23 protein-coding genes are annotated in these 23,904 nt (G+C 62.2%); 5 read left to right on the plus strand and 18 right to left on the minus strand.

Translation table 11 applies throughout. The annotated features are described in order from the left end of the window. Positions 1 to 165: 165 nt before the first annotated feature. Positions 166 to 1,023 (minus strand): LysR family transcriptional regulator, encoded by an 858-nt coding sequence (locus NUH88_RS01495; RefSeq protein ID WP_257769535.1) that lies wholly within the window; start codon positions 1,021 to 1,023, stop codon positions 166 to 168. 113 nt (positions 1,024 to 1,136) lie between these two features. Between NUH88_RS01495 and NUH88_RS01500 the strand changes: the two genes are divergently transcribed. Then, positions 1,137 to 1,898, plus strand: a complete 762-nt coding sequence (locus NUH88_RS01500; protein WP_257769536.1) for a sulfite exporter TauE/SafE family protein — start codon at positions 1,137 to 1,139, stop codon at positions 1,896 to 1,898. A 270-nt stretch (positions 1,899 to 2,168) separates the two neighbouring features. On the opposite strand, the gene NUH88_RS01505 is transcribed toward NUH88_RS01500, so the two are convergent. The 7 genes from NUH88_RS01505 to NUH88_RS01535 all read right to left on the minus strand — a co-directional run bounded on the left by NUH88_RS01505 (position 2,169) and on the right by NUH88_RS01535 (position 7,237). Continuing rightward, positions 2,169 to 2,411: a hypothetical protein gene (locus tag NUH88_RS01505; protein ID WP_257769537.1), complete on the minus strand. Its 243-nt coding sequence runs from the start codon at positions 2,409 to 2,411 to the stop codon at positions 2,169 to 2,171. Between the two features lie 109 nt (positions 2,412 to 2,520). Then, positions 2,521 to 3,198, minus strand: coding sequence for a nitrile hydratase subunit alpha (nthA, locus tag NUH88_RS01510; RefSeq protein WP_257769538.1), 678 nt, complete (start codon positions 3,196 to 3,198; stop codon positions 2,521 to 2,523). After that, positions 3,195 to 3,497, minus strand: coding sequence for an SH3-like domain-containing protein (locus NUH88_RS01515; RefSeq protein WP_257769539.1), 303 nt, complete (start codon positions 3,495 to 3,497; stop codon positions 3,195 to 3,197). Before NUH88_RS01515 ends, nthA begins: the two co-directional genes overlap by 4 nt. Further along, positions 3,497 to 3,856 (minus strand): nitrile hydratase subunit beta, encoded by a 360-nt coding sequence (locus NUH88_RS01520; RefSeq protein WP_257769540.1) that lies wholly within the window; start codon positions 3,854 to 3,856, stop codon positions 3,497 to 3,499. The genes NUH88_RS01515 and NUH88_RS01520 overlap by 1 nt, the downstream gene beginning before the upstream one ends. 70 nt (positions 3,857 to 3,926) lie before the next feature. Then, the gene (locus tag NUH88_RS01525) at positions 3,927 to 4,598 is read right to left on the minus strand and encodes an O-methyltransferase (protein WP_257769542.1); all 672 of its coding nucleotides are present in this window, start codon (positions 4,596 to 4,598) and stop codon (positions 3,927 to 3,929) included. Further along, complete coding sequence (locus tag NUH88_RS01530) at positions 4,595 to 6,136, minus strand: M81 family metallopeptidase (protein ID WP_257769544.1); 1,542 nt, start codon at positions 6,134 to 6,136, stop codon at positions 4,595 to 4,597. Before NUH88_RS01530 ends, NUH88_RS01525 begins: the two co-directional genes overlap by 4 nt. A 114-nt stretch (positions 6,137 to 6,250) precedes the next feature. Further along, positions 6,251 to 7,237: an aldo/keto reductase gene (locus NUH88_RS01535; RefSeq protein WP_257769546.1), complete on the minus strand. Its 987-nt coding sequence runs from the start codon at positions 7,235 to 7,237 to the stop codon at positions 6,251 to 6,253. 86 nt (positions 7,238 to 7,323) lie between these two features. Between NUH88_RS01535 and NUH88_RS01540 the strand changes: the two genes are divergently transcribed. Next, a complete protein-coding gene (locus tag NUH88_RS01540; RefSeq protein WP_257769548.1) occupies positions 7,324 to 8,175 on the plus strand; it encodes a LysR family transcriptional regulator in 852 nt (283 codons plus the stop codon). A 15-nt stretch (positions 8,176 to 8,190) separates the two neighbouring features. Here NUH88_RS01540 and NUH88_RS01545 read toward each other — a convergent pair whose 3' ends face one another. The 9 genes from NUH88_RS01545 to NUH88_RS01585 form a co-directional block, all read right to left on the minus strand. Next, positions 8,191 to 8,493, minus strand: coding sequence for a hypothetical protein (locus tag NUH88_RS01545; RefSeq protein ID WP_257769550.1), 303 nt, complete (start codon positions 8,491 to 8,493; stop codon positions 8,191 to 8,193). Positions 8,494 to 8,512: 19 nt separating this feature from the next. Further along, a complete protein-coding gene (dnaE, locus tag NUH88_RS01550; protein WP_257769551.1) occupies positions 8,513 to 12,010 on the minus strand; it encodes a DNA polymerase III subunit alpha in 3,498 nt (1,165 codons plus the stop codon). A gap of 105 nt (positions 12,011 to 12,115) precedes the next feature. Then, positions 12,116 to 12,838, minus strand: a complete 723-nt coding sequence (locus tag NUH88_RS01555) for an ABC transporter ATP-binding protein (RefSeq protein WP_372743576.1) — start codon at positions 12,836 to 12,838, stop codon at positions 12,116 to 12,118. 10 nt (positions 12,839 to 12,848) lie between these two features. Next, entirely contained in the window at positions 12,849 to 14,093 is a 1,245-nt protein-coding gene (locus NUH88_RS01560; protein ID WP_257769553.1) for a lipoprotein-releasing ABC transporter permease subunit, read from the minus strand. A 25-nt stretch (positions 14,094 to 14,118) separates the two neighbouring features. Then, positions 14,119 to 15,438: a proline--tRNA ligase gene (proS, locus tag NUH88_RS01565; protein ID WP_257769554.1), complete on the minus strand. Its 1,320-nt coding sequence runs from the start codon at positions 15,436 to 15,438 to the stop codon at positions 14,119 to 14,121. A 151-nt stretch (positions 15,439 to 15,589) separates the two neighbouring features. After that, on the minus strand, positions 15,590 to 16,111 hold the full coding sequence (locus NUH88_RS01570; RefSeq protein WP_308220085.1) for a MarR family winged helix-turn-helix transcriptional regulator: 522 nt from the start codon (positions 16,109 to 16,111) through the stop codon (positions 15,590 to 15,592). 82 nt (positions 16,112 to 16,193) lie between these two features. Continuing rightward, entirely contained in the window at positions 16,194 to 17,075 is an 882-nt protein-coding gene (gene mmsB / locus NUH88_RS01575) for a 3-hydroxyisobutyrate dehydrogenase (RefSeq protein WP_257769555.1), read from the minus strand. 65 nt (positions 17,076 to 17,140) lie between these two features. Continuing rightward, positions 17,141 to 18,211: an enoyl-CoA hydratase/isomerase family protein gene (locus NUH88_RS01580; protein WP_257769556.1), complete on the minus strand. Its 1,071-nt coding sequence runs from the start codon at positions 18,209 to 18,211 to the stop codon at positions 17,141 to 17,143. Continuing rightward, positions 18,208 to 19,359 (minus strand): acyl-CoA dehydrogenase family protein, encoded by a 1,152-nt coding sequence (locus tag NUH88_RS01585; protein WP_257769557.1) that lies wholly within the window; start codon positions 19,357 to 19,359, stop codon positions 18,208 to 18,210. The genes NUH88_RS01580 and NUH88_RS01585 overlap by 4 nt, the downstream gene beginning before the upstream one ends. 192 nt (positions 19,360 to 19,551) lie before the next feature. On the opposite strand from NUH88_RS01585, the gene hemB reads away from it, so the two are divergent. From hemB to NUH88_RS01600, 3 genes are all read left to right on the plus strand, one after another. Further along, on the plus strand, positions 19,552 to 20,598 hold the full coding sequence (gene hemB / locus NUH88_RS01590; protein ID WP_372743539.1) for a porphobilinogen synthase: 1,047 nt from the start codon (positions 19,552 to 19,554) through the stop codon (positions 20,596 to 20,598). 122 nt (positions 20,599 to 20,720) lie between these two features. Continuing rightward, on the plus strand, positions 20,721 to 21,548 hold the full coding sequence (locus NUH88_RS01595; RefSeq protein ID WP_257769558.1) for a substrate-binding domain-containing protein: 828 nt from the start codon (positions 20,721 to 20,723) through the stop codon (positions 21,546 to 21,548). 5 nt (positions 21,549 to 21,553) lie between these two features. Beyond that, positions 21,554 to 22,912 (plus strand): sensor histidine kinase, encoded by a 1,359-nt coding sequence (locus NUH88_RS01600; protein WP_257769559.1) that lies wholly within the window; start codon positions 21,554 to 21,556, stop codon positions 22,910 to 22,912. 78 nt (positions 22,913 to 22,990) lie between these two features. On the opposite strand, the gene NUH88_RS01605 is transcribed toward NUH88_RS01600, so the two are convergent. Further along, positions 22,991 to 23,809: a cyclase family protein gene (locus NUH88_RS01605; RefSeq protein ID WP_257769560.1), complete on the minus strand. Its 819-nt coding sequence runs from the start codon at positions 23,807 to 23,809 to the stop codon at positions 22,991 to 22,993. Between the last annotated feature and the right edge of the window lie 95 nt (positions 23,810 to 23,904).

The raw sequence follows: 23,904 nt of genomic DNA on the forward strand, positions 1-23,904 counted from the left end.
GTTATGCCTCCACGGGTTTTGCCGGGACACCTGCCCCGACACCGGAGCGCCTTGCCGGGATGTCTCCCCGGCACAGCGCACACCCGTGTGCGTGATGAATGCGGCGGGTTCTAATGCCCCCGTCACTTAATTGCAAGGGATAACAGTACATCTCGCGACCTGACGTCAGACAGCTTTTGCCGATCCGTGCCAGGCATTGCGGATTGCGCCGGACATGGCGGAGGCCAGAGCTTTCGGAGCCCGTTCGCCGATCAGGATCGAGCGGTTCGAGACAGGCAGTAAAGGAAATCCCTCCTCCTGCCCGAGGACGGCAAGTCCGGGCCCGATGCACGAACTCGGCAGTACGCCGATTGCAAGCCCTGACCGGATCGCCGAAATCAGGCTCTCGAAACTCGCACCAAGATAAGCCTTTCGCCAGGACCGACCGATCGCATCAAGTGCCTCGACGGGAATACGTGGCCACCAACAACTCCGGTCCAGCAATGCCAGAGGCACCGGAACAGCCGGGTCCGGGGCCATTCCCTCGCGGCAGCACCAGACCGTCGGTTCGGACATCAGGAAATCGCCGGGGACGTCTCCCGGACCGGAGCAGACAGCCAGGTCCAGTTCTCCGGCGCGAACCAGATCGGGATACCGCGAGGCGCAGCTCGATGCGACGACGGTTTCCACTTCCGGGTTGCGCGCAGCGAATTCCGCGAGTGCGCGCTCCAGAAGCTCACCGACGAAATCGTCCGGAATCCCGACCCGCAAGCGTCCGGCAAGAGGCACTTCAAATAGACGTCCCGCACGCTCGAGCTCCGTCAGCGCACGTCGCGCCGCAGGAAGGAACTTCCGGCCATTCACGCTCAGATCCATCCCGCGCGCACCACGCTCGAAGAGCGTCACACCGATTGCCGTTTCAAGCTTCTTCAACTGGACACTGATCGCGGACTGCGTACGGTTCAGTCTGTCCGCAGCGAGGGTGAGATTGCCAGCTTCGGCAATCTCCACAAAGGCCCTCAATTGTTCGTAGCTCGGCAGCATGCGTTCGATTTTATTTATCGATTCGATCAAATCAATTCATTTTACTGAACGCCACCTTCGGCTTAGGTCTGAGCAGCGGCCGCACTTCACGCAACCGACTTCAAGGATCTCGCATGTCTCCCGAAATTCTCGGCATCCTGCTCATGATCGGAATCTTCGCCGGCGCCTGGAACGCCATTGCCGGCGGCGCCTCGCTGTTCACATTTCCCGCATTGATGGCCACCGGACTCCCGCCGATGGTCGCGAACGCGACGAACTACCTCGCCTTGCTGCCATCCGGAGCGGCCGCCCTGCCCGCCTATAAGGACGAACTCAGAGACGCCGGCTGGCGCCTGGTGCCGTTGCTGGTGATCTCCGGACTCGGTGCCGTCGTCGGGTCGCTGCTGCTGACGGTTTCAGATCCGGACATGTTCCGCGAGATCGTCCCGTTTCTGCTGATGATCGCGACCGCTCTCTTCGCTTTCGGAGACCGCCTGAGGGCGACATTGCTCCAGACACTGGGCCACAGCCGCAGCCGCCTGCTGATCCTCGCGACGATGTTCGCCTTCTCGGTCTATGGCGGCTATTTCGGCGCCGGGCTCGGGATCATCCTGCTCGGAGTCGTGCAGGTGTTCGGCTTCGAGGGATATCACGCCGCCAACGGCGTGAAGAACCTGGTGGCCACCTTCTTCACCATCCTGAGTGTCACGATCTTCGGCATCGGCGGCCTGATCTCGTGGCCGGCGGCGATCGCGATGATGACCGGCAGCACGATCGGCGGCTACCTCGGCGGCCGCCTCGCCAAACGCGTCAATACGCGCTGGCTGCGCACCGGGATCATATGCTTCGGTGTGATATTGGCGGCCGTGTATTTCCAGCGGATCTACCTGGCCTGACCGGCGATCGGGGACCGTCCGATAAGAGCCCATGCTGGGGGCCTTTCCGAACCGGCGAGGCACCCAGCAGCGCAGCGGTGCGATATTCCGAACTTATCCGCACTTGGCGCCGGTATCCCCCGGCTCCACAACTTTCTCGCGGTTCTTTTCAGCCCATTCCGACACGGCATTCGCCGCCTTCGCTCCCGAATATCCCTTGGGCTTATTCAGCTTGAGTCCCTCTCCGTCACCCGGCGCGGCGAAAAAGCCGCCTTCCGGATGTGCGAGTGGTCAGTGTCCGTCCTTCTCATTCTCTGTGGTAAAGACGACCCGGCAGTTACCGAAAGCATTCTGCTTGTTCCGGTGAACCAGAAGATATCCCAGCTCGAAATTGAATTCGGATGGCCCGAGCTGCGCCTTGCCGTTCAGGCTGGGCACCGCGAAATACAGCTTCTCGGCGGCCGCCGCTACGTTCGGGAGGAAAACCACCGCCAATAGCCCTGCGGCGGCCAAACTGACGCGAAATTTATACATGATTCTCTCCGGGTTCGATTACGCACGAACGGACCTCGTCCCGGACCGTTCCCGGAGAGAATGAGTATTAAATTACTCAATTGCAACTTTAAATTGTAGATTTAATTATTTATCGCGCACCACTCACCTCCGTCACCCCGATCATCGCGTCCCGGTGGACGAGCGCGGCGAGGTCCTCCTCGCTCATGCCGTCCGTCCCTGCGGGCCGCATCGGCAGCACGAAGTAGCGCATGTCCGCCGTGCTGTCGTGGACCCGCACCTCGCGATCGCCGGCGATCTCGGTGCCGAACTCCTTCAGCACAGCGCGCGGCTCGCGCACCACGCGGGAACGGTAGGAACGGCTCTTGTACCAGTCCGGCGGAATGCCAAGGATCCATCGCGGATAGCAGGAGCAGAGGGTGCAGACGACGACATTGTGCACCTCCGGCGTGTTCTCCAGCACCACCAACTTCATCGGCCCGATATCGTGACCGGCTTCGGCGATCGCCTCTTTCGGTGTCTCGATGAGGCGTTTCTTGAAATCCGGATCGGTCCAGGCCCGCGCCACGACCTTCGCGCCGTTCGCCGGAACCCGGGCGTCCATCGCCTCGACCTCGGCGCGGATATCGTCCGGCGTCACCAGCCCCTTCTCGATCATCAGTTCACGCACCGCCTCTTCCATCAGGCGGTAGTAGGTCATCGTGTCGTCCTGATCCGGGCGATGCGGGTGATGGTGCTCGGGATCGTAGGGATGCAGGTGGTCGTGGTCATGACCATGGTGGTGACGATCGTGATGATTGCCGCTCATGCCCCGTCTCCCGCCGCATCGAGCCAGAACTCGAAGATCTCGATCTCGATTTTGTCAGCCTCGTTACCGTCGTAGTCCGGCCAGACGTCCTTCTGACGGAAGCGCACGCGATAAAGCGGAACTTCCGGCGTTCCCGGGCGGCCGAAGGCCAGCTCTTCCGGGTTCTTGAACGCGCCGCAGATGCGCTCGACAGTGCCGGAAAGGCCGCGAATGTAATAGGGCGTGCGGATATGGCTCGGCGGAGTCGGCGGGAACTGCTTATGCACCCGCACCCGGTCTCCCACGGCAAAACGAGGCATCAGCAGCCTCCCCCAGCGGCGCCGCCCGGCATCACGCCGTCCGGATAGCGCGCCCGCACCTCTTCCATCTTCGCACCGAGTTCATCCGCGGTGAACACGCCGCGCTCCAGCAGCGTGTTGGTCACCGAGGAAATCCAGCGCTCGTAATAGGTCATCTCGTCGTAAGCCTCGGGCGGAAGCGCTTCGATGCCCTTGCGGAGCTGATCGACGGTCATCAGCTTCAGCCTGTTGGTGCAAAGCATCATGAGAGCGTCGACACGCTTTTCCCAGAGCGCGTAATCGTGCTCCGCGCGGTCGATCTCGCCGCCGTCCAGGCCGCCCATATCGTGATGCCCGCGCGCGGTGAAATCGCGTTCCATGGCGTTCGCTCCCTCTTGTCCCTCGAAGGTTATCTTGCCAGAGGCGCCTTTCGGCGCAAGCCCGGAGGGATCACGGTTTGACGAGGCAGATGGCGAGCCCGTCATACCCTTTCATTCCGACGAGCTGCAGTGCCGTCGCATCGACCCGCCGCTCGCTCGAGATGAGGTCGAGAACGGCCCGCACACCCTGCACGTTCTCGTCGCGGGTTGCCGCGTCGAGCACACGGCCGCCGCGCACCACATTGTCGATCAGGATCAGACCGCCCGGGCGGACCAGCTTCAGGGCCCATTCGAAGTAGCCGGGATTGTTCTTCTTGTCGGCGTCGATGAAGGCAAGATCGAACGGGCCAATCCCGTCCGCAGCGACTCCCGGCAGGCTCTCCATCGCGGCGCCGACGCGGACCTCGATCCGCTCCGCCAGCCCCGCGTCGCGGAAATTCGCGCGCGCCACCTCGGCATGCAGCGGCTCGAATTCGAGCGTCACCACCTTGCCGTCCTCCGGCAGAGCACTCGCGAACCAGAGCGTGCTGTAGCCGCCGAGCGTGCCGACCTCGAGCACTTTCTTCGCACCGATCATGCGGGCCAGAAGATGCAGGAACTTGCCGACATTGGCGGAGACGCTGATCGCCGGCAGATTGGACGCGTCGCTCGCATCCAGCGCCTTCTGGAATGCCGTCTGCTCCGGCACCAGGGTTTCGGTGAAGTATCCGTCGACGGCTTCCCAGGTCTGCCGGTCGCTCATGCCTTGCTCCTGTCCCAGACCGCCTTCTCTCCGTCCACCGGGAAGAAGGGGCGTTGCACGTATTTCCAGTCGAAATTGGCGAGGTTCGGCGAGGTCAGCCCCGGCACATCCACCTCCACGATCCGCTCCGGCGGGAACATGTGGGCGAAGCCGGCGCGGAAATGGCCACGCGATTTCACGACGATGCAGCGCTCTCCGTCCGGATCGATGCCGAAAGCGGAGAGATAGTCCGGAGAGAGGCACTGCGTCCGTTTGGTGATGCAGACCAGCTTGATGCCGCCGATCTTCAGCACTGCGGTCGCGCCGAGATCGGTGGTCTTGCCCTCGACCATGCCGTGATTGCCGACGAAGATCCCATCGGAGAGATGCAGGACCTCGGCGGAAACGTCGAGCTTGTCGGAGAACGCGTTCTCCTCCTCCGCGTTCAGCGTGATGTCGATCGTCGCCCCGACGCCCGCCTTCTCCGCCGCTTTCACGGCAGCCGGATCGTAGAATACCGCGAGGGTGCAGCCTGTGACGCCAGCTTCAAGGAAGGATTTCAGGATATAGGTCGTATTGCCGCGACCGCCGCCCCCCGGATTGTCCGCCGGGTCGGCGAAGAGGACGGTCTCGCGGCTCATGTCGTCGCCAACCGCCTTGGCGAGCGCGGCCGCCTCGTCGAGCGGCATCATCTTCGGTACATAGCGGTGCCGGTCGGCCCAGGCCGCCTCCGCGAGGTCGGTCGCTACCTCTCTCGCGTCCGTCTCGTTGCCCCGCGTCGTGACGATCACCGTCATGCCGTTCTTCGGCGTATCGCAGAAGGCGAAGCCGGACAGGCAGGTCACGTTCATCACGCTCTCGTCGAGCTTGGTCTGGCCGAGCCGGATCAGATCGCCATAGGGATGTCCCTCCGCCGTCAATTGAGTGACGGACGGCGCGACCAGCGGCAGGCGCACCTTGTAGGCGGCCGTCTTCACCCCGCCGAACATCTCCAGCATCGCCTTCGCCGCCTCGCAACCGCGTTCGTAGAGATCGACATGCGGATTGGTGCGGTAGCCGATCATCAGGTCGGTCGCCTCCATCATCTCACCGGAGACGTTGGCATGGAGATCGAGGGTGGCGATCACCGGCACGTCCGGGCCGACCACCTCACGCACCAGCCGGAAGACGTCGCCGTCCGGATCGTGCGTGTGGGTCGCGCAGGCGCCGCCATGCTGGCAGATATAAACGCCGTCGACCGCGCCGCCCGCTTCGAGATCGGACCGAAGCTCGCCGAGAAACTCCTTGAAGAATGTCTCCTCGACCGGTCCCGCCGGGGTCGAGCCGATCACCAGCGCCGGCACAGGCTCCCAGCCCGTCGGGCCGCCGAGTTGCTCGTCCATGATGTCGTAGAAGCCGCAGATCCCGAGATGGATCGAGGGATATTCTGCCCGGGCCTGAAGATCGATCTCCTTGCCCCGAAAGTACATGTTCTCCTCGAAATCCGCCCTGGAACAGGTCGGGGCGAAGCGGTTGGATTCGAGATTGAACCCGCAGATTGCGATGCGTTTCTTACTCATGGAAAGCCGGTCCCGGGAAAGGCGAGGACAAAGGGTGGGAAGAGGACTTTAGACCAAACCGCGAGTTCTGCCGACCCCCTCACCTGCCCTTTTTCTCCCTTCCCTGTAACCGACTTATCGGGAACGCGGCTCGCCTTCCGGCTCCCGTTTCAGCACCGCCTCAATCTCTTCCATGACATCCTGAGAAAACCGGCCATGGTCGAGAGCACCGATATTTTCTTCGACCTGCGCGGCGGTTCGTCCCCCCGGGATCGGAAGGTTCCCGGACGACTTCGTCATGAGCCAACAAAGGCTTCCCTGGGCCAAAGTACGCCCTCCGCTCGTCAGAAGTTCCCGGACGGCATCGAGATCCGCCAGATATCCCGCTCCGGGTTTGCCATCCCTGAAATAGTCACGCGTCTCCGAGTTCATCGACCGGATGTCGTCGGCCGGCACCGAACTATCGGCAAGGTATTTTCCGGTTAGAACCCCCATCGCGAGCGGCGAGCGGATGAAACCGACCAGCCCGTTCTTTTCAAGCGTCGCCTGCATGCTCGGCGCATCGAAAAACACATTCATAACATGCTGAACTGCGGCGAACCCGTCCCTTCCGGCCATCGCTTCGACCCGCGCCGGGAAATCCGTACTCCATCCGAACGCGCGAACCTTGCCCGCGGCACGGGCCTTCGCGAAGATCTCGAAAATCGGTTCCGCGCGCTCCACCGGCAGATCGTTGTGATGCAGAAACAGCATGTCGATACGGTCCCGTCGGAGCCGCCGGAGGCAGTCTTCTATCGAAGCGACAATTTGGGCCGGATCGGTGACATCGCCGCCGATCTGCTTCGTTCTTTCGTCAAAGCTCATACCGACCTTGGTCGCGATGATGGCGTCCGGCCGGTTCTCCAGAGCACGGCCCAATAGATATTCGGCATGCCCGGCGCCGTAGGCATTGGCCGTGTCGAACAAACGTATGCCGCCGTCCCAGGCCGCATCGATCGCCTTGATGGCCTCGCCGGGATCCGCGTTGGCGTATCCGAGCGACTGTTCGCCCGCATAGAACGGGCCTCCAAGCGGCCAGGTTCCGAGCCCAAGCTGCGGAATGTCGGTGTCCAGAAATCTCATGCGTCCGTTTCCTCGTTCGTATCGGGAACGGCACTATCGGGTTTTCCGCTACCATCTCCCATGCAACGCATTGTAATGTGCATTTCATGAATGAAACGAAGTTCGATTGGGACGATCTACGCCTGTTTCTCGAGGTTGCCCGGGCAGGCGGTCTCGCCGCCGCCAGCGAGCGAACCGGGAAAAGCGCCCCCACACTCGGACGACGAATGCTGCATCTGGAAAAAGAGCTCGGAAAAGAGCTGTTCCACAGACATGCCAGGGGCTACGACCTCACCGAAGACGGTCACAAATTCAAAAGAGAGATAGATGAGATTGCGTCCCGGATCGCGCCGCTGCACCGGTCCGCAGAGGACAGCAAGACAACTCTCGTCAAAATCTCCGCCGGAACCTGGGTCACGCTGTTTCTGGCACGAAACATACAAAAGCTGACCGGCGGCAGCGGAGATGTGCGGCTCCGTTTCATCTCGGACGAGGCGGTTCTCGATATCGGACATCGCGAAGCCGTCATCGGAGTTCGCAACCGCCGGCCGGAACAGATCGGGCTTGCCTGCCGGACGGTCGGGCGCGTGCATTTCGCCGGCTACGCGGTCACTCCGGAGATCCAAACATGGGTGAAGGTTCTCGGGACCACGCCGTCCGCACTCTGGCTTCGGGACGAGATCCGCTGCGCTGATTTTGTAGAAGTCACGTCGCCGCGAAGCGCGCTCGATCTTGCCATGTCAGGACAGGCGCGCGCCGTTCTGCCGACTTTCATCGGAGACCGAGAGTCACCCCTGACCCGCGTGACCGATCCGATCGCCGAGCTCTCTCACGATCAGTGGCTGGTTTCACACGAAGAAGAACGGTTCGTTCCCGAGATTCGGCGCACGATCGAGTACATGGCCAAACTTCTGACGGAGCTGCACCGGGAAGGTCCCCGGAGCGGCGCGCCAGGCTGACACTTGTCACAAGTATTATCTGGTCGTGATTTCCGCGTTGCAGAATTCCTGCAGGTCGCGGGCGAATCCCTCAAGGCAAACGCCGTCATCCGTCAGGCAGATTTCGACCGAACGCTTCCGGTTGGCCGCATCGTCCGCGAGGCTCATTGCCTTCTGGAAATCGATGCCGAAACGATGCTGCTCGAGTTTCCGCTCCGCCGAGAAACAGCGGCCCGTCGCGGTGTGTTCTTCCCAGAGCGTGTAGAGGCCGTACGCCGCAGCGAACGCGACAGCAGTGCCGCCGGTCAGGAAGAGGATCTTCTGGATAAGGGCATCCATGGCGGCCGCCGCTTTTACCTCAGATATCGCGCGCGTCCACGATCCCCGGCAGCGACTTCACCGCGGCACGGAAATCGGGAGAGATGTTGTAGGTCCTGCCAAGCGCCAACTCGACCTCCTCGTCATCGGTATCGACGACGAGCTTGATCTTACCCCGGCCGGGCTTCTCCTTCGCGATCATCTCGGAGATGTGAGGGATGGGCCCGGGGTCCCGGAGATAGATCTTGAGCCCGGCCGCCGTTCCAGAGACCGCTTTATCGAGCGCTTCGAGGCGCGAGACGGTGAGACGGATACCTTCGTCCTCGATCTTCGCATCGGCCTTCACCAGCACGGATTGCCCCGCTTCCAGCAGATCGCGGCTTGTCGCCAGAACCTCCGAGAACACGGTGACTTCGGTGACCCCCGCCTGATCAGTGAGCTGAACGAACGCATAGCGGTTCCCCCGGCTCGAGGTCCGGATGCGGGAGCCGACGACGATCCCGGCGATGTTGATCCGGGTCGAGCCGCCCTTCTCCTTCACCGTCGCGACGATCTGGTCCGAGCGTACAACGCCGAGCCGCTCCAAAGAGGCGCCGTAGGCGTCGAGCGGATGGGCGGAGAGGTAGAAACCGATCGCGTCGAACTCCTCCTTCAGGCGCTCCATCGCCGGCCAGTCGAGCCGGTCGGCGAGTGCAATCTCCGGCTCCGGCGTGCCGGACGGCCCGCCGAACAGGCTCACCTGATCGGAACTGCGCTCCGCCGAGGCGGCGTTTGCATGACGCAGGATCTTCTCGACGCTCTCGAAGAGCTGACCCCGGTTCTGTGTCATGCAGTCGAAGGCCCCGGCGCGGACAAGGTTTTCCATCAGCCGCTTGTTCACCACGGTGCCGTCGATCCGGCCTGCGAACTCGCCGATGGTCTTGTAGGGGCCCTTCTCGCTCCGCTCCGCGATCAGCGCTTCCATCGCATTCTCGCCAACATTCTTGATCGCGGCGAGCGCGTAGCGGATCGCGAGGTCGCCCTCCGGCGTCTCCTCCGGAACGAAATCGACGAAGGACTTGTTGATGTCCGGACCGAGCAACCGGATGCCGAGGCGCTGGATCTCCTGGCGGAAGACGTTCAGCTTGTCGGTGTTGTTCATGTCGTAGGTCATCGAAGCGGCGAGGAACTCGACCGGGTAGTTCGCTTTCAGATAGGCCGTGTGATAGGCGACCAGCGCATAGGCCGCCGCGTGGCTCTTGTTGAAGCCGTAGCCGGCGAAGGCGGCGATCTGGTCGAAGATCTCGGAGGCCTTTTCGGCCTTCACCTTCTGCTCGACCGCGCCCTTCACGAAGGTCTCGCGCTGGGCGTCCATCTCCTCCTTGATCTTCTTACCCATGGCGCGGCGCAGCAGGTCGGCGCCGCCGAGCGTATAGCCGGAGAGACGCTGGGCCGCCTGCTGCACCTGCTCCTGGTAGATCATGATGCCGAAGGTTTCCTTCAGCACCGGCTCCAGCACGGGGTGCATGTAGTCCGGCTGCTCCTCGCCGTGCTTGCAGGCGATGTATTTCGGGATGTTCGCCATGGGCCCCGGACGGTAGAGGGCGACGAGCGCGATGATGTCCTCGAAGCGGTCAGGCTTCATCCGGCGCAGCACGTCGCGCATGCCGGTACTTTCCAGCTGGAACACTCCGGTCGATTCCGCCCGCCCCAGCATCTCGTAAGTCGGCTTGTCGTCGAGCGGCACCTGGGAGAGGTCCAGCTCGATCCCGCGCCGCTTCAGGAGATCGACGGCGTTCTGCAGCACCGAAAGGGTTTTCAGGCCGAGGAAGTCGAACTTCACCAGTCCCGCCTGCTCGACCCATTTCATGTTGAACTGGGTCGCCGGCATGTCCGAGTTCGGATCTCGGTAGAGCGCGACCAGTTCATGCAGCGGCCGGTCGCCGATCACCACGCCGGCGGCATGGGTCGACGCGTTACGGAACAGGCCCTCAAGCTGCAGGCTGATGCGAATGAGATCCCCGACCTCCTCGTCCTCGTCCCGCTGTTTCCTGAGTTCCGGTTCGACCTCGAGCGCCTCGGCGAGCGTCACCGGATTGGCCGGATTGTTCGGCACCAGTTTGCAGATCCTGTCGACCTGTCCATACGGCATCTCGCGCACGCGGCCCACGTCACGCAGGGCTGCTCGGGCCTGGAGCTTACCGAAGGTGATGATCTGCGCCACGCGGTCCCGACCGTAGCGCTTCTGTACATAATCGATCACCTCGCCGCGGCGGTCCTGGCAGAAGTCGATATCGAAGTCAGGCATCGAGACGCGTTCGGGATTGAGGAAGCGTTCGAACAGCAGCCCCCAGCGCAGCGGATCGAGATCGGTGATGGTGAGTGAATAAGCGACCAGCGACCCCGCACCGGAGCCACGGCCGGGGCCGACGGGAATGTTCCGGTCCTTGGCCCAGCCGATGAAGTCCGCGACGATCAGGAAGTAGCCGGGAAAGCCCATCTGCTCGATGACGCCGAGCTCGAAATCGAGCCTCTCCTCGTAAGGCTTGGCCGCCTCCGCGCGGGCCGCCTCGTCCATGCCCTCGGTGAAGACATGAGCCTCCAGCCGTTTCTTCAGCCCCTCCTCGGCCTGCGCCCGCAGTTCTTCCGCCTCGTTCCGGCCCTCGGCCGTATCGAAAGGCGGCAGGATCGGGGCGACCGTCTGAACCATGTAGCTGCAGCGCTGGGCGATCACGAGCGTATTGTCCACCGCTTCCGGCAGGTCGGAGAAGAGTTCGCGCATCTCCTCCGCGCTCTTGAAGCGGTGATGCGGCGTGACCCGGCGGCGGTTCGCATTGCCGATGGTGGTGCGCTCGGCGATGCAGAGCAACGCGTCATGCGCCTCGTACATTTCCTCGGTCGCGAAGTAGCATTCATTGGTGGCGACCAGCGGAACGTCATGCTTGTAGGCGAGATCGAGGAAACCCGCCTCACTGCGCCGCTCGGAATCGAGGAAATGACGTTGGATCTCGACATAGAGCCGGTCGCCGAACAGCGCCTTCAGGTCCAGCAACGCAGTCTCGGCTTCCTCCGGACGGTTCTCCAGCAACAGGCGGCCGATCTTGCCGGACGGCCCGCCGGTAAGTGCGATCAGCCCCTCGCTCCGTCCTTCCAGATCCTCGAAAGGCACCCGCGGAGATTCTCCGGGATCGGTCAACGTGTAGGACCGGCTGACCAATTCCATCAGGTTGCGGTAGCCTGTCTCGGTCTGGGCCAGCAGCACGATCTGATCGGTCTGGTTCGGCGTATGAGCCGTTCCGCCGACCACCTTCAGGGCGCCGCGCGGTTCGGACTCTTCCCGCCTCAGAGCCAGCTGCACGCCGACGATCGGCTGTACGCCGGAGCCGGAAGCCGTCACCGCGAATTCGAGCGCACCGAAGAGATTGCCGCTATCCGTCATGGCCGCCGCCGGCATGCGGTGCTTGACCGCGAGCGACACCAGTTCCTTGCCTTTAATCGCCCCCTCAGCGAGCGAATAGGCGGAATGGACACGGAGATGGACGAAATCGGCGTGAGTCATGCGATCCTCGAAAATCAGGACGCCGAAGTGTTTCACACGGTCCGATAAAGGTCAGCATGAACAGGTTGCGAACACTCGCACCAGCGCAGCAACCTACTGATTTTTTTATTTAATCTCGTGCAATGTCCCGTCCCGCAACTCCACCACCCTGTCCATCGCCCGCGCAAGCTCATGGTTGTGCGTTGCGATCAGAGCAGCGATTCGGGTCGCCGAAATGATCCGGCGGAGCTGACGGAAAACCTCCTCCGCCGTATGCGGATCGAGATTGCCGGTCGGCTCGTCCGCCAGCAGAACGGCCGGGACGTTGGCGATCGAGCGCACGATGGCAACACGCTGCTGCTCGCCGCCGGAGAGTTTCGCCGGACGATGGGTTTCTCGTTCCTCCAAACCGACGAGATTGAGCAGCTGGCGCGCCCGCTCCTTCGCCTCGCGACGCGAGAGCCCCGCGATGAGCTGCGGCATCATCACATTCTCAAGCGCGGAGAACTCCGGCAGGAGATGGTGGAACTGGTAGACGAAGCCGATACCGTCTCGGCGTATCAGGGTGCGTTCCCAGTCGCTTGCGTCGCCGCAATCCTGGCCCTGAAACAGGACCTCGCCGCCGGTGGGTGCTTCCAGAAGACCCGCGATATGCAGCAGCGTCGACTTGCCGGCCCCGGAAGGCCCGACGAGCGCCGTGACCTGACCCGGCATGAGCGAGAGGTTGACCCCCTGCAACACGGTGAGCGTGCCGCCGGCATCCTCGAAACTGCGCGATACGTTCCGCAGTTCGAGAACGGCGCCCCCGTCCGCCGTCTCGCCCGCCGCGATGCGCTCGATCTCGGTCATGCCGGAGACGTCACTCATAGCGGAGCGCCTCCACCGGATCGAGACGCGAGGCCCGCCAGGCCGGATAGATCGTCGCCGCGAAGGTCAGGAACAGCGCCATCGCGATGACCGAGACCACCTCAAACGCATCTACTTCGGCCGGCAGCTTGGAGAGGAAGTAAATCTCCGCCGAGAACAGCTCGGTTCCGGTCAGGCTCTGCAGGAACTGGCGGATCGACTCGATATTGTCGCAGAAGACAAGACCGAGGATCGATCCCGCAACGGTCCCGATCACGCCGATGCTGGCGCCGGACATGAAGAAGATCCGCATCACCATGCCCTGGGAGGCGCCCATGGTCCGCAGGATCGCGATGTCCCGGCCCTTATCCTTCACCAGCATGATCATCGATGAGATGATGTTGAAGGCGGCGACCAGGATGATCAGCGTCAGGATCAGGAACATGACGTTGCGCTCGACCTCTAGCGCATTGAAAAAGCTCGAATTCTGTTGTTTCCAATCGACCGCGTACTTGTCCCCGCCGATCACCTTGGCGAGCGGCAGGCGCAACGCGTCCACGCGCTGCGGATCGTCGACCATCACCTCGACCGCATTGACCGCATCGCCGCTCTTGAAGAAGAGCTGCGCCGTCTTCAGCGGCATGTAGATGAAAGTGTTGTCGTATTCGTACATGCCCACATTGAAGAGCGCGGAAACGGTGAAGGCACGCATACGCGGCACGCTGCCGATCACGGTCGTCGTCGTACTCGGCGAGATCAGGGTGATCTTGTCACCGACACCGACGCGGAGGCGGCGGGCCAGGCGCGCGCCCATGATGACACCGCTCTCGCCGCTGAACTCCTCAAGCGACCCCGTGGTGATATTGTCCGGCACGACCTGGCGGCTGAGCAGCGCACTCGCCCGGAGTCCACGCACCAGTGCACCGGACGCGATACCGTTCGCCATCGCCATGACCTGGCCTTCGAGCTGCGGCGTCACGGTCAGCACGCCCGGGATCTCGCCGATCCGCACTGCGAGCTCGTCGAAGCCCTGCATCGGCGCGCCTTTGCTGTAGACAGACATATGCCCGTTGAGGCCCAGGATGCGTCCGATAAGCTCCGCGCGGAACCCGTTCATCACCGACATGACGATGATCAGGGTCGCAACGCCGAGCCCGATGCCGAGCAGGGAAAACCCCGCGATGACGGAGATGAAGCCTTCCTGGCGACGGGAGCGCAGGTACCGCATGGCCACCATGCGCTCGAAAGTGCCGAACATGCCGATCCCCTTTGCCGGACCCGGATCAGGAAGCGAACTTGTTCAGCGCCGCTTCCGGCGTCATTTCCTCGACCGCACCGGTTTTCCTGTTCTTGACCTCGACCACGCCTGACTTGAGGCCACGCGGGCCGACCAGAATCTGCCACGGCACGCCGATCAGATCGAGGTTGGCGAGCTTGGCGCCCGGGCGTTCGTCGCGGTCATCGATCAGCGCCTCGATACCGGCCTTCGAGAGCTTTGCATATAGATCCTCGGAAACCGATGTGCAGCCCTCGTCATCCGCTTTGAGATTGGCGACAGCGACCTGGAACGGTGCGACCTGCTCCGGCCAGACGATCCCCTTCTCGTCATGGCTCGCCTCGATGATGGCGCCGACAAGACGTGAGACGCCGATGCCGTAGGACCCCATATGCACCGGAACCTCCTCGCCTTCCGGCGTCGAGACGACGGCATTCAGGGGAGCCGAGTATTTGGTGCCGAAATAGAAGATCTGCCCGACCTCGATACCCCGGCGCTCCTTCAGATCGGCGGCCGCGACGCTGCAATTCTCGGTGTCGTGCTTCTCGTCGGTTGCCGCATAGAGCGAAGTATATTTCTCGACAATGCCGTTCACCTCGGACATGTCGGCATAGTTCACGTCCATATTGGCAAAATCCTGGTTTTCCCAGGCCTTGTCGTAGAACACACCGCTCTCGCCGGTATCGGCGAGCACAATGAACTCATGAGAAAGGTCGCCGCCGATCGGCCCGGTATCGGCCTTCATCGGGATCGCGCTCAATCCCATGCGGGCATAAGTCTTCAGATAGGATACGAACATACGGTTATAGGCATCGACCGCGCCCTGATAGTCGGTATCGAAGGAATAGTTGTCCTTCATCAGGAACTCGCGGCCGCGCATCACGCCGAATCGGGGACGGACCTCGTCACGGAATTTCCACTGGATGTGATAGAGCATCAGCGGCAGCGCCTTGTAGCTCCGCACGTGGGTCCGGAAGATGTCGGTGATCAGTTCCTCGTTGGTCGGCCCATAGAGCATGTCACGCCCGTGCCGGTCCTCGATCCGCAGCATTTCCTTGCCGTAGTCGTCGTACCGTCCGCTCTCGCGCCACAGATCGGCGGACTGGATGGTCGGCATCAGAACTTCCTGCGCACCCGCCGCGTCCTGTTCCTCACGCACGATCTGCTCGATTTTCCGGAGCACTTTGTAGCCGAGCGGGAGCCAGGAATAGATTCCGGCACTGGCCTGCTGGATCATGCCTGCCCGCAGCATGAGGCGATGGGAGACAATCTGCGCCTCCTTCGGGTTTTCCCGGAGAGTCGGCAGAAAATAGGCGGAAAGACGCATGGAGTCCTCTGTGCTCTGATATCCGAGCCCCGGCTCGGCGAAACGCCGCGACACTCTATGAAAAGGGTTAGCGGCTGTCCAAACGAAAACGCGGCCGGAAATCCGGCCGCGCGCTCAGAAATTCAACGGAAACAAGACCGCCGGAAAGCCTTCACACCGGCGGCATCCCGCCCCGTATGCCGAAATTGAGCAGCCCCATCCAGAAGCGCTCCAATTCGCGATAGGTCTGGCTCGACTCGGTCAGCCGCTCCGGACTTCCACCAGCCTCGCCCAGCGCCGTCGCGTGGCGATCGAACATGTCGGAGACGAACTCGCAGAGCTCAAGTCCCTTGTCGGAAAGCTTGACGCGGATCGAGCGGCGGTCGTGCGCCGAGCGTTCCTGCACCAAGTAACCGTTCTCGACCATCTTCCGGACGTTATAGGAAACATTGGATCCCAGGTAGTAACCGCGGTTGGTCAACTCGCCGACCGTCAGTTCCTCGCTGCCAATATTGAAGAGAATCAGCGCCTGGATGTTGTTGATATCCTCGATCCCCTTGCGATCGAGTTCCATCTTCACAACTTCAAGGAACTGCCTGTGAAGTCGTTCGATGAGTTTAATGGCTTCGAGGTACTCGTTTTTTATCACAGACGGATCCGCCGCGTTTTGGTTCGGTGTCATCATGCTCGACATTAAGCCCTCAAACTCCGAATTAGATTAGAATTCGCATCAATAGTTCGCATTCTTGTAGCGTCAAAATCGGAAAAAACGCAACCTAATTGCCACGAAGGGTTTTGAAGACCGCAGAGAAATCAAGGGCGCCGTAGCCTTTTTCAACAAACGCGGCATAGAACTCGGCAGCCTTTTTCCCCATCGGGGTTGTGGCTTTAGCCGAATCGGCTGCCTGTTGCGCCAGCTCGAGATCCTTCAGCATCATCGCCGCGGTGAAGCCCGGCTGGTAGTCGCGGTTCGCCGGCGAGGTCGGAACCGGTCCCGGGACCGGGCAGTAACTCGTCATCGCCCAGCACTGGCCGGACGACTTCGAACTGATGTCGAAGAGCTTCTGGCGGTCGAGACCGAGCTTGTCGGCGAGCGCGAAAGCTTCGGAGACCGCGATCATGGAGATACCGAGCACCATGTTGTTGCAGATCTTCGCGGCCTGCCCGCTGCCTTCCGCGCCGGCATGGACGACGGTCGCCCCCATGATATCCAGGAACGGCTTGGCGCGTTCAAACGCACTATCCTCAGCGCCGACCATGAAGGTAAGCGTGCCGGCTTCCGCGCCGCCCGTGCCACCGGAAACAGGCGCATCCAGCATGGCAAAGCCCTTGGCGGCCGCATCCGCGGCCACGGCCCGCGCGGTATCTACGTCGATGGTCGAACAATCGATGAAGAGTGTCCCGGGCGCGGCGTTCGGAAAGATGCTTTCATCATAAACCGCCCGCACGTGCTTTCCCGCCGGCAGCATGGTGACCACGACCTCCGCGCCGGAAACGGCCTCCGCCGCACTGGCCGCCGGAACGCCGCCCGCCGCCTTCAGCTTTTCCAGGCTCTCGTCCGAAAGGTCGAAGCCGCGCACATCATGCCCGGCACCGAGCAGGTTCTTGGCCATCGGGAACCCCATATTTCCGAGGCCGATAAAAGCAATCGTGGTCATGTTTCAAGCTCCCCTATCTTTATCTCTTTGTCACTCAGCCGTCCGGCGCCCACAAGCCACCCCGGTCAGAGCGCGGCTTTTCCGTCCCGCGCGAAAAAAGCTTCGACCTGCTCCGGGCCGACCCCGGAAAGATCCGCCGGAGACCACTTTGGGTTCCGGTCCTTCTCGACCAGCAGCGCCCGCACGCCCTCGAAGAAATCCGCTCCTGTCATGAAACTCTGGACCAGGGCGAACTCCATTTCGAGATCCTCGGCGAGACTGGCGCAGCGCGCTCCGCGCCGCATCAGTTCCAGCGTCATCTTGAGACTGGTCGGCGAACGCGTTCCGAGCAGTTCGGCTGTCTCCGTCGCGAATGCGCCGCCTGTCTCTTTCAGGGCCCCCAGGATCTCCTCGATGCTGTCTCCGCCGAAAGCGCGATCGATCACGTCGCGATGGGCGGCGAGCGGCGCGTCTCCGGCCGGTGCGGCGAATTCCGCGAGCACGGCGCCGATGGCGCCGGCCATGTCATCCACCACGGCGATTCCCGTCAGCGCATCGCGGAGCGCATCGATCCCGTCGCTCGGCACATAGTGGGTCGCGGCGCCGACATAGAGACAGTCGGCGGCTTTCACCGGCGTACCGGTCAGCGCGAGATAGGTCCCGGTCTCGCCCGGGCAGCGCGGCAGAAACCAACCTCCCCCGACATCCGGAAAGAGTCCGATCCCGGTTTCCGGCATCGCGAACAATGTCCGATCGGTGACGATACGGAAATCGCCATGCACCGAGATCCCGACACCGCCGCCCATGGTCACGCCGTCGAGCAGAGCGATATAGGGCTTGGGCAGCTCTGAGATGGTCCGGTTGAGCCGGTATTCCTCTCCGAAGAAATCCAGGATGAACTGCGGCGTGGCGCCGCCGTCGCTTCCCTCTTCCAGTCGCGAGCGGCGAACGGCGACCACGTCACCGCCGGCGCAAAAGGCCCGCTCTCCGGCACCCTCGACCAGGATAGCCCCGACCTTCGGGTCCTCCGCCCAGGCGTCGATCTGCACTTGCATCGCGCGAATGATCTCAAGCGTCAGGGCATTCAGGGCGCGTTGCCGGTCCAGGGTGATGCAGCCGAAGCCGCCCCGGATCTCAAACCGTACTTCCTCAGTCATTCCGTCCAATCCGCAAGGAGTTTGCGCGCGATAATCACGCGCATGATTTCGTTCGTGCCTTCGAGAATCTGATGCACGCGGAGATCGCGCACCAGCCGTTCGAGCGGGAAGTCCCCAAGGTAACCATATCCGCCATGGATCTGCAGCGCCTCGTTGCAGATGCGCGAGCAGATGTCCGTCGCGAAGCGTTTCGCCATGGCGCAATGCTTGGTCGCCTCCGCGTCCTTCCGGTCGAGACTGTCCGCCGCCCGGTGCACCATCAGCCGTGCCGCATCCAGCTCGGTCGCCATGTCCGCGAGCTTGAACTGGATCGCCTGGAATTCGTTCAGCTTCCTGCCGAACTGGGCCCGTTCCGCCGCATAGGAGAGCGCCGCCTCCAGGGCCGCACGGGCGCCGCCGAGCGAGCAGGCGGCAATATTGATCCGGCCCCCGTCGAGACCCGCCATGGCGATCTTGAAACCGTCCCCCTCGTTCCCGACGAGATTGTCCCGCGGCACCGGACAGTCCTCGAAATTCACCATCGAGGTGTGCTGGCTGTGCCAGCCCATCTTGCGCTCCTTCTTGCCGAAGGAGAGCCCTTCAGCGCCTTTCTCGACCAGCAGGCAGGAGACGCCGCCCGCCCCTTCGCCGCCGGTACGGGCCATCACGGCATAGACATCGCTCGTCGGACCGCCGGAGATGAAGGCCTTCGCCCCGCTCATCCGGAATGTGCTGTTGCCTTCCGGTACGGCCTTCGTCTTCAGCGAGGCCGCGTCGGAGCCGGCGCCGGGCTCGGTCAGGCAGTAGCTCGCCATATGCTCCATGGTCGTCAGCTTCGGCAGGAAACGCGCCCGCACATCGTCGGAGCCGAACCGGTCCACCATCCACGAGACCATGTTGTGGATCGAGATATAGGCCGCGGTCGACGGGCAGCCCGCGGAGAGTTCTTCGAAAATGATCGCCGCATCGAGACGGGAGAGACCGGAGCCGCCATGCTCCTCGCCGACATAAATGCCGGCGAGCCCGAGTTCGGCCGCCTTGCGGATCTCCTCGACGGGGAAGATCTCCTCCTCGTCCCAGCGCGCGGCATTGGGCGTGAAATGCTCGGCGGTGAAGGCGCGGGCCATGTCCTGAATGGCGCGCTGTTCCTCGTTGAGCTGAAAATCCATCCCGTCCTCCCTGACCCGCCTGTTTCTTGTCGGCGTTTGACTTGCGGGCGGCGGATCATAGGAGCGCGAAAGAGCGTGTTCAATGCCTCCTGCGGCACTGCGACAAGGCGTGTCTTTTCACCGCACCGCCTCCGCTTTAACATCCCCGCCAAGAGAGACGCCCGCTGGCAATCAAGAACAAGGCCGAGATCAATGCCCCTGAACGGAACCGCGCCGCATAATGCCGCGCAGCAGAGCCGCCAGACCACCGCCCCCGGATTTCCCACCATCCGGATGCGGCGGAACCGCCAGACCGATTGGTCCCGCCGGCTGGTCGCGGAGAACAGGCTGTCGGTGGACGACCTGATCTGGCCGGTTTTCGTGCGCGTCGGCCACGGCCTGGAGGAACCCGTCGAATCCATGCCGGGCGTGTTCCGTCATTCCGTCGATCGTCTGGCCGAAGTGGTCGGCGAGGCGCGGGATCTCGGCATCCCGGCAGTCGCCCTCTTCCCGTTCACCGAGCCGGAACTGAAGGACGCGACCGGCAGCTATTCCGAGCGTGACGACAATCTCGTCTGCGAAGCGGTGCGAGCGATCAAAAAAGATGTCCCCGATATCGGCGTGATGTGCGATGTCGCCCTCGATCCCTATACCGACCACGGCCATGATGGCGTGCTTGAGGACGACCGCATCCTCAACGACGAGAGCGTCGAGATCCTGGTCCGTCAAGCCCTCGCCCAAGCCCGCGCCGGCTGCGACATCATCGCGCCGTCCGACATGATGGACGGACGGATAGGCACGATCCGCCGGGCACTCGACGCCGAAGGGTTCGAGAATGTCCAGATCATGGCCTATTCGGCGAAATACGCCTCCGCCTTCTACGGCCCGTTCCGGGATGCCGTCGGCTCCTCCGGCACGCTCGGCAAAGCCAGCAAATCGACCTATCAGATGGATCCGGCGAATACCGACGAGGCGTTGCGCGAACTCGCGCTCGACATCGCCGAAGGTGCAGACATGGTAATGGTGAAGCCGGGGATGCCCTATCTCGACATCGTGCGGCGTGCAAAAGACGCCTTCTCCATGCCGACCTACGCCTACCAGGTGAGCGGCGAGTACGCGATGATCTCCGCCGCCGGGCTGAATGGCTGGATCGATAGGGACCGCGCTATGATGGAAAGCCTCCTCGGCTTCAAGCGCGCCGGCGCGGACGGGGTCCTGACCTACTTCGCCGTTGAGGTCGCGAAACGCATGAAGGGCTGACGCCTCGTCCATCCGCCTCCGCCGACATCAGGGGAGATCCGCTTAATCTCCCGTCAACCTAATTGACGTATTTGTGACGTGAGCGTTCGCCCCGGCGGACAATAGCTACACAGGTCACGAGTATGAGATTTACTTTCCTGCGCAACCTCTCGGCCGCACTCAGCCTATCGGTTATCGGCATGACGGTGGCCTGCGGAGCGGGTCAGGCGGGAACCATTCAGGTGAGCGGGACCGGTATTTCACTTGGAATTGCGGAAAGACTCGGCAGCCAGCTCTCGGCGCGGAGTCCGGAGCATGTCGTCGTGGTCCTCCCGAGCATGGGGTCGGGCGGCGGGCTCAAGGCGCTTAGAGACGAAGTCATAGACGTCTCCTTTTCGGCCCGACGTCTGAAACCCAAAGAAGAAGCCTGGGGGCTGCGCGAGAGCGGCTGCATGCGGACCCCGCTCGCATTCGCAACAAATCATCACACGCCAAACGGCTTCGAGATCGGCGATTTGCCCGCGATTTACGGATCGCTTGCGCCCTACTGGAACGACGGAACGCAGCTCAAGATCATTTTGCGGTCACGGAGCGGGTCCGAGCTCCCGTATCTGGCCGCGCAGGTGCCTGGCCTCGGAGAGGCGTTCGAGACCGCTTTCAAACGCCCGGACATCGCCATCGGAACCAGTGATCAGGTAAATGCCGAGCTGGCCGACACAATCAGCGGATCCCTGGCAATCATGACCCTGTTACAGATCAGGTCGGAAAAACTGGATCTGGCAACCATCCCGATCGACGGCGTCTCACCCAGCCCGGAGACCGTCACGGACGGCAGTTATCCGTTCTCGCTCCGCGTATGCCTGATCCTTCCGAAGCAGCCGAAAGCCGCCGCTCTTGCGCTGGCCGAGCAGTTCGCCTCGCTCGAGGGTGAAAAGATGATCGCCGAGATGGGCGCTGCCCTGTCCGAGTGACCGCAATGATGTTCGAAGACACGTCGCCGGTACGCCTGACTCACAAAATCGAAGGGTTCACCATTGCTCTCTCGGCTCTGGCGACACTTATCCCGTTGCTCGCTTTCGGCTATTTCGACTACCAGAAAGTCCGGAACGTCGCCGAGTACAAAGCGGCGATTTCCTCACACACCATTTCCCGCTTCGCGTACGAGAACGGCATTCGTTGGAAATATGCCGGGCACAGGCTGCCGGAATTGCTTGCACGCGAGACACCGGACAGCCAGACCCACCAGATACTTCGCGACCTTTCGGGCGAGATCCTTGCGGAGGCCGGTCCAGAGATCGGCAAACCCGCACTCTCGGCACGGACGCCGGTCATCGAGAGCGGCCGCATTATCGGCTACCTGACGATCCGCGTGTCGCTACGTGAATTCGTCGATCGGATCATGCTTTTCGGATTGTTCACTTGTGCGATCGGCGTGCTGTTTTATGTCTTCCTGAAATCCGTTCCGCTGAAAGCGCTGCGGGAGGCGGCAGGCTCGCTGGAAAGTAAGGAGTCGTCTCTTCGCGAACAGGTCAGCCTGACCCAGAAAGCTCTGAACTCGGCCAACGAGCAACGTTTTCGGGCTGAGGCCGCAGGTCAGGCCAAATCCGAATTTCTCACGCATATGAGCCACGAACTCCGGACGCCGCTCAACGCGATTATCGGCTTTTCCGACCTGATCCGGACCGACATCAAGAACGAGATTCCGGCCAAGTACCGGGACTACGCGAACGACATCAACAATAGCGGCGTGCATCTCCTAGAGCTGGTCAACGAAATCCTCGACATGGCGAAGATCGAGAACGGGCAGCAGCGGCTGTCGCTTTCGCCCGTGGACGGAGTTGTCCTGGCAAACGAATGCGTACGTCTGACCTCCGATCTGGCGCAGCGAAAGAACATCGATCTCAGGCTGGAGACCGGGGGATGCGAAAGTGCGCCCGCGATGCTGGACCGCATTCGCGTGCGGCAAATTCTGATCAACCTGATCTCTAACGCGATCAAGTTCACCCCAAACGGCGGATCGGTAGTCTGCGAGACAAAATTCGAGAAAGGCGAGCGCCTGACTTTCTCTATCGCCGACACCGGTGTCGGCATGACGGAACCCGAAATCCTGGTGGCGCTGAAACCGTTTCAGCAAGTCCAGCGCACGGCATCGCTGGCGAGCGAAGGCACCGGGCTCGGGCTTCCGCTCGCGGATTCCCTGACACGCCTGCATGGCGGAACCCTCGATATCCGCAGCCAGCGCGGCAGAGGCACAATCGTCACCGTCAGCTTCCCGCTGGGAGGCAATGACCCCGAAGCTCATTCGCCCGAACACCTCCGCAATCTCGCATGCTAGAGACCGCATCTTCGACGATGCGGGCGCCCAAGCGGGACGTATCCGCGCAGCCATCTAGCTGCGCGGCACGTTGAAAGATCAAACCATCGCGAAGATGCGCGCGGGACCGCCGGTACCGCCCTTGTGTTTCGGCGCGCCGACGACGAGCGTGGCGCCGCTGGCGGGCACCTTGTCGAGATTCGCGATGTTCTCGATCCCGAAGCGTCCGGTCGGCAACCAGGCATAGTGGGTCGCGAAATCGCCGGACATGCCGTAGTCGAGGGAGAGCGTGTCCACCGCGATCGAGGCCGCACCGGTCTCTTCCATCAGCATCTTCACCGCTTCGACATGGAAGCCCGGATAATGCTGCTTCTCCCCATCGAAACCGCGGAACGCATCAGTACCGACCTTCGCGCCCCATCCCGAATACATGGCCACGCAGGCATGCTCCGGAATATCGCCATGTTTCTGCATCCAGCTCTGGATATCGGCCGGCGTCAGCTGCGAATCCGCGGATTCGGCCGCCTTGGCGGAGATATCGATCACGCAGAGCGGAGCGACGAGGTTGGAGACCGGGATCTCGTCGACGGATGTCCCATCGGCCGAGAAGTGCAGCGGCGCATCGATATGCGTGCCCGTGTGCTCGTTCACCGTATATTCGAACAGGTTGAAGCTGTGTTCGGCGTAGTTGAACTTCTGCTCCATCGAGAATTGCGGCGCTCCGAAATAGGTCGGGAAATCGGGCGACAAAGTGTGGGTCATATCCTCGACCCGATGGTGCCCCTTGGCCATCGCCGGCGGCGCGGCAACAGTTGCCCCGGCGACGGCGGCGACACTCGCCATGGCTGCGGCTTTGAAAAGCGAACGACGGGAAAGCATCTTTTCCTTCACCGCGTTCATCACACAGATATCGCACATTTGAAGCCTCCTTATATTTTTTGCGGAGACCAGTCTAAGCGCGCGGGCGGCTTTGCTGCAACGCAGCATAACAATGATTCACCCGCCGGAATGTC

The sequence above is a fragment of the Nisaea acidiphila genome (assembly GCF_024662015.1).
Classification (GTDB): Bacteria; Pseudomonadota; Alphaproteobacteria; order Thalassobaculales; family Thalassobaculaceae; genus Nisaea; species Nisaea acidiphila.

Bases quoted from the DNA above. Each gene is read 5' to 3' on its own strand.
- NUH88_RS01540 (WP_257769548.1), top strand. From the start codon at position 7,324: ATGAATGAAACGAAGTTCGATTGGGACGATCTACGCCTGTTTCTCGAG.
- NUH88_RS01585 (WP_257769557.1), bottom strand. From the start codon at position 19,359: ATGGATTTTCAGCTCAACGAGGAACAGCGCGCCATTCAGGACATGGCC.
- NUH88_RS01530 (WP_257769544.1), bottom strand. From the start codon at position 6,136: ATGAGTAAGAAACGCATCGCAATCTGCGGGTTCAATCTCGAATCCAAC.
- NUH88_RS01520 (WP_257769540.1), bottom strand. From the start codon at position 3,856: ATGGAACGCGATTTCACCGCGCGCGGGCATCACGATATGGGCGGCCTG.
- dnaE (WP_257769551.1), bottom strand. From the start codon at position 12,010: ATGACTCACGCCGATTTCGTCCATCTCCGTGTCCATTCCGCCTATTCG.
- NUH88_RS01535 (WP_257769546.1), bottom strand. From the start codon at position 7,237: ATGAGATTTCTGGACACCGACATTCCGCAGCTTGGGCTCGGAACCTGG.
- NUH88_RS01495 (WP_257769535.1), bottom strand. From the start codon at position 1,023: ATGCTGCCGAGCTACGAACAATTGAGGGCCTTTGTGGAGATTGCCGAA.
- NUH88_RS01595 (WP_257769558.1), top strand. From the start codon at position 20,721: ATGAGATTTACTTTCCTGCGCAACCTCTCGGCCGCACTCAGCCTATCG.
- NUH88_RS01515 (WP_257769539.1), bottom strand. From the start codon at position 3,497: ATGCCTCGTTTTGCCGTGGGAGACCGGGTGCGGGTGCATAAGCAGTTC.
- hemB (WP_372743539.1), top strand. From the start codon at position 19,552: ATGCCCCTGAACGGAACCGCGCCGCATAATGCCGCGCAGCAGAGCCGC.
- NUH88_RS01555 (WP_372743576.1), bottom strand. From the start codon at position 12,838: ATGACCGAGATCGAGCGCATCGCGGCGGGCGAGACGGCGGACGGGGGC.
- NUH88_RS01560 (WP_257769553.1), bottom strand. From the start codon at position 14,093: ATGTTCGGCACTTTCGAGCGCATGGTGGCCATGCGGTACCTGCGCTCC.
- nthA (WP_257769538.1), bottom strand. From the start codon at position 3,198: ATGAGCGGCAATCATCACGATCGTCACCACCATGGTCATGACCACGAC.
- NUH88_RS01580 (WP_257769556.1), bottom strand. From the start codon at position 18,211: ATGACTGAGGAAGTACGGTTTGAGATCCGGGGCGGCTTCGGCTGCATC.
- mmsB (WP_257769555.1), bottom strand. From the start codon at position 17,075: ATGACCACGATTGCTTTTATCGGCCTCGGAAATATGGGGTTCCCGATG.
- NUH88_RS01505 (WP_257769537.1), bottom strand. From the start codon at position 2,411: ATGTATAAATTTCGCGTCAGTTTGGCCGCCGCAGGGCTATTGGCGGTG.
- NUH88_RS01525 (WP_257769542.1), bottom strand. From the start codon at position 4,598: ATGAGCGACCGGCAGACCTGGGAAGCCGTCGACGGATACTTCACCGAA.
- proS (WP_257769554.1), bottom strand. From the start codon at position 15,438: ATGCGTCTTTCCGCCTATTTTCTGCCGACTCTCCGGGAAAACCCGAAG.
- NUH88_RS01545 (WP_257769550.1), bottom strand. From the start codon at position 8,493: ATGGATGCCCTTATCCAGAAGATCCTCTTCCTGACCGGCGGCACTGCT.
- NUH88_RS01570 (WP_308220085.1), bottom strand. From the start codon at position 16,111: ATGTCGAGCATGATGACACCGAACCAAAACGCGGCGGATCCGTCTGTG.
- NUH88_RS01600 (WP_257769559.1), top strand. From the start codon at position 21,554: ATGATGTTCGAAGACACGTCGCCGGTACGCCTGACTCACAAAATCGAA.
- NUH88_RS01500 (WP_257769536.1), top strand. From the start codon at position 1,137: ATGTCTCCCGAAATTCTCGGCATCCTGCTCATGATCGGAATCTTCGCC.
- NUH88_RS01605 (WP_257769560.1), bottom strand. From the start codon at position 23,809: ATGTGCGATATCTGTGTGATGAACGCGGTGAAGGAAAAGATGCTTTCC.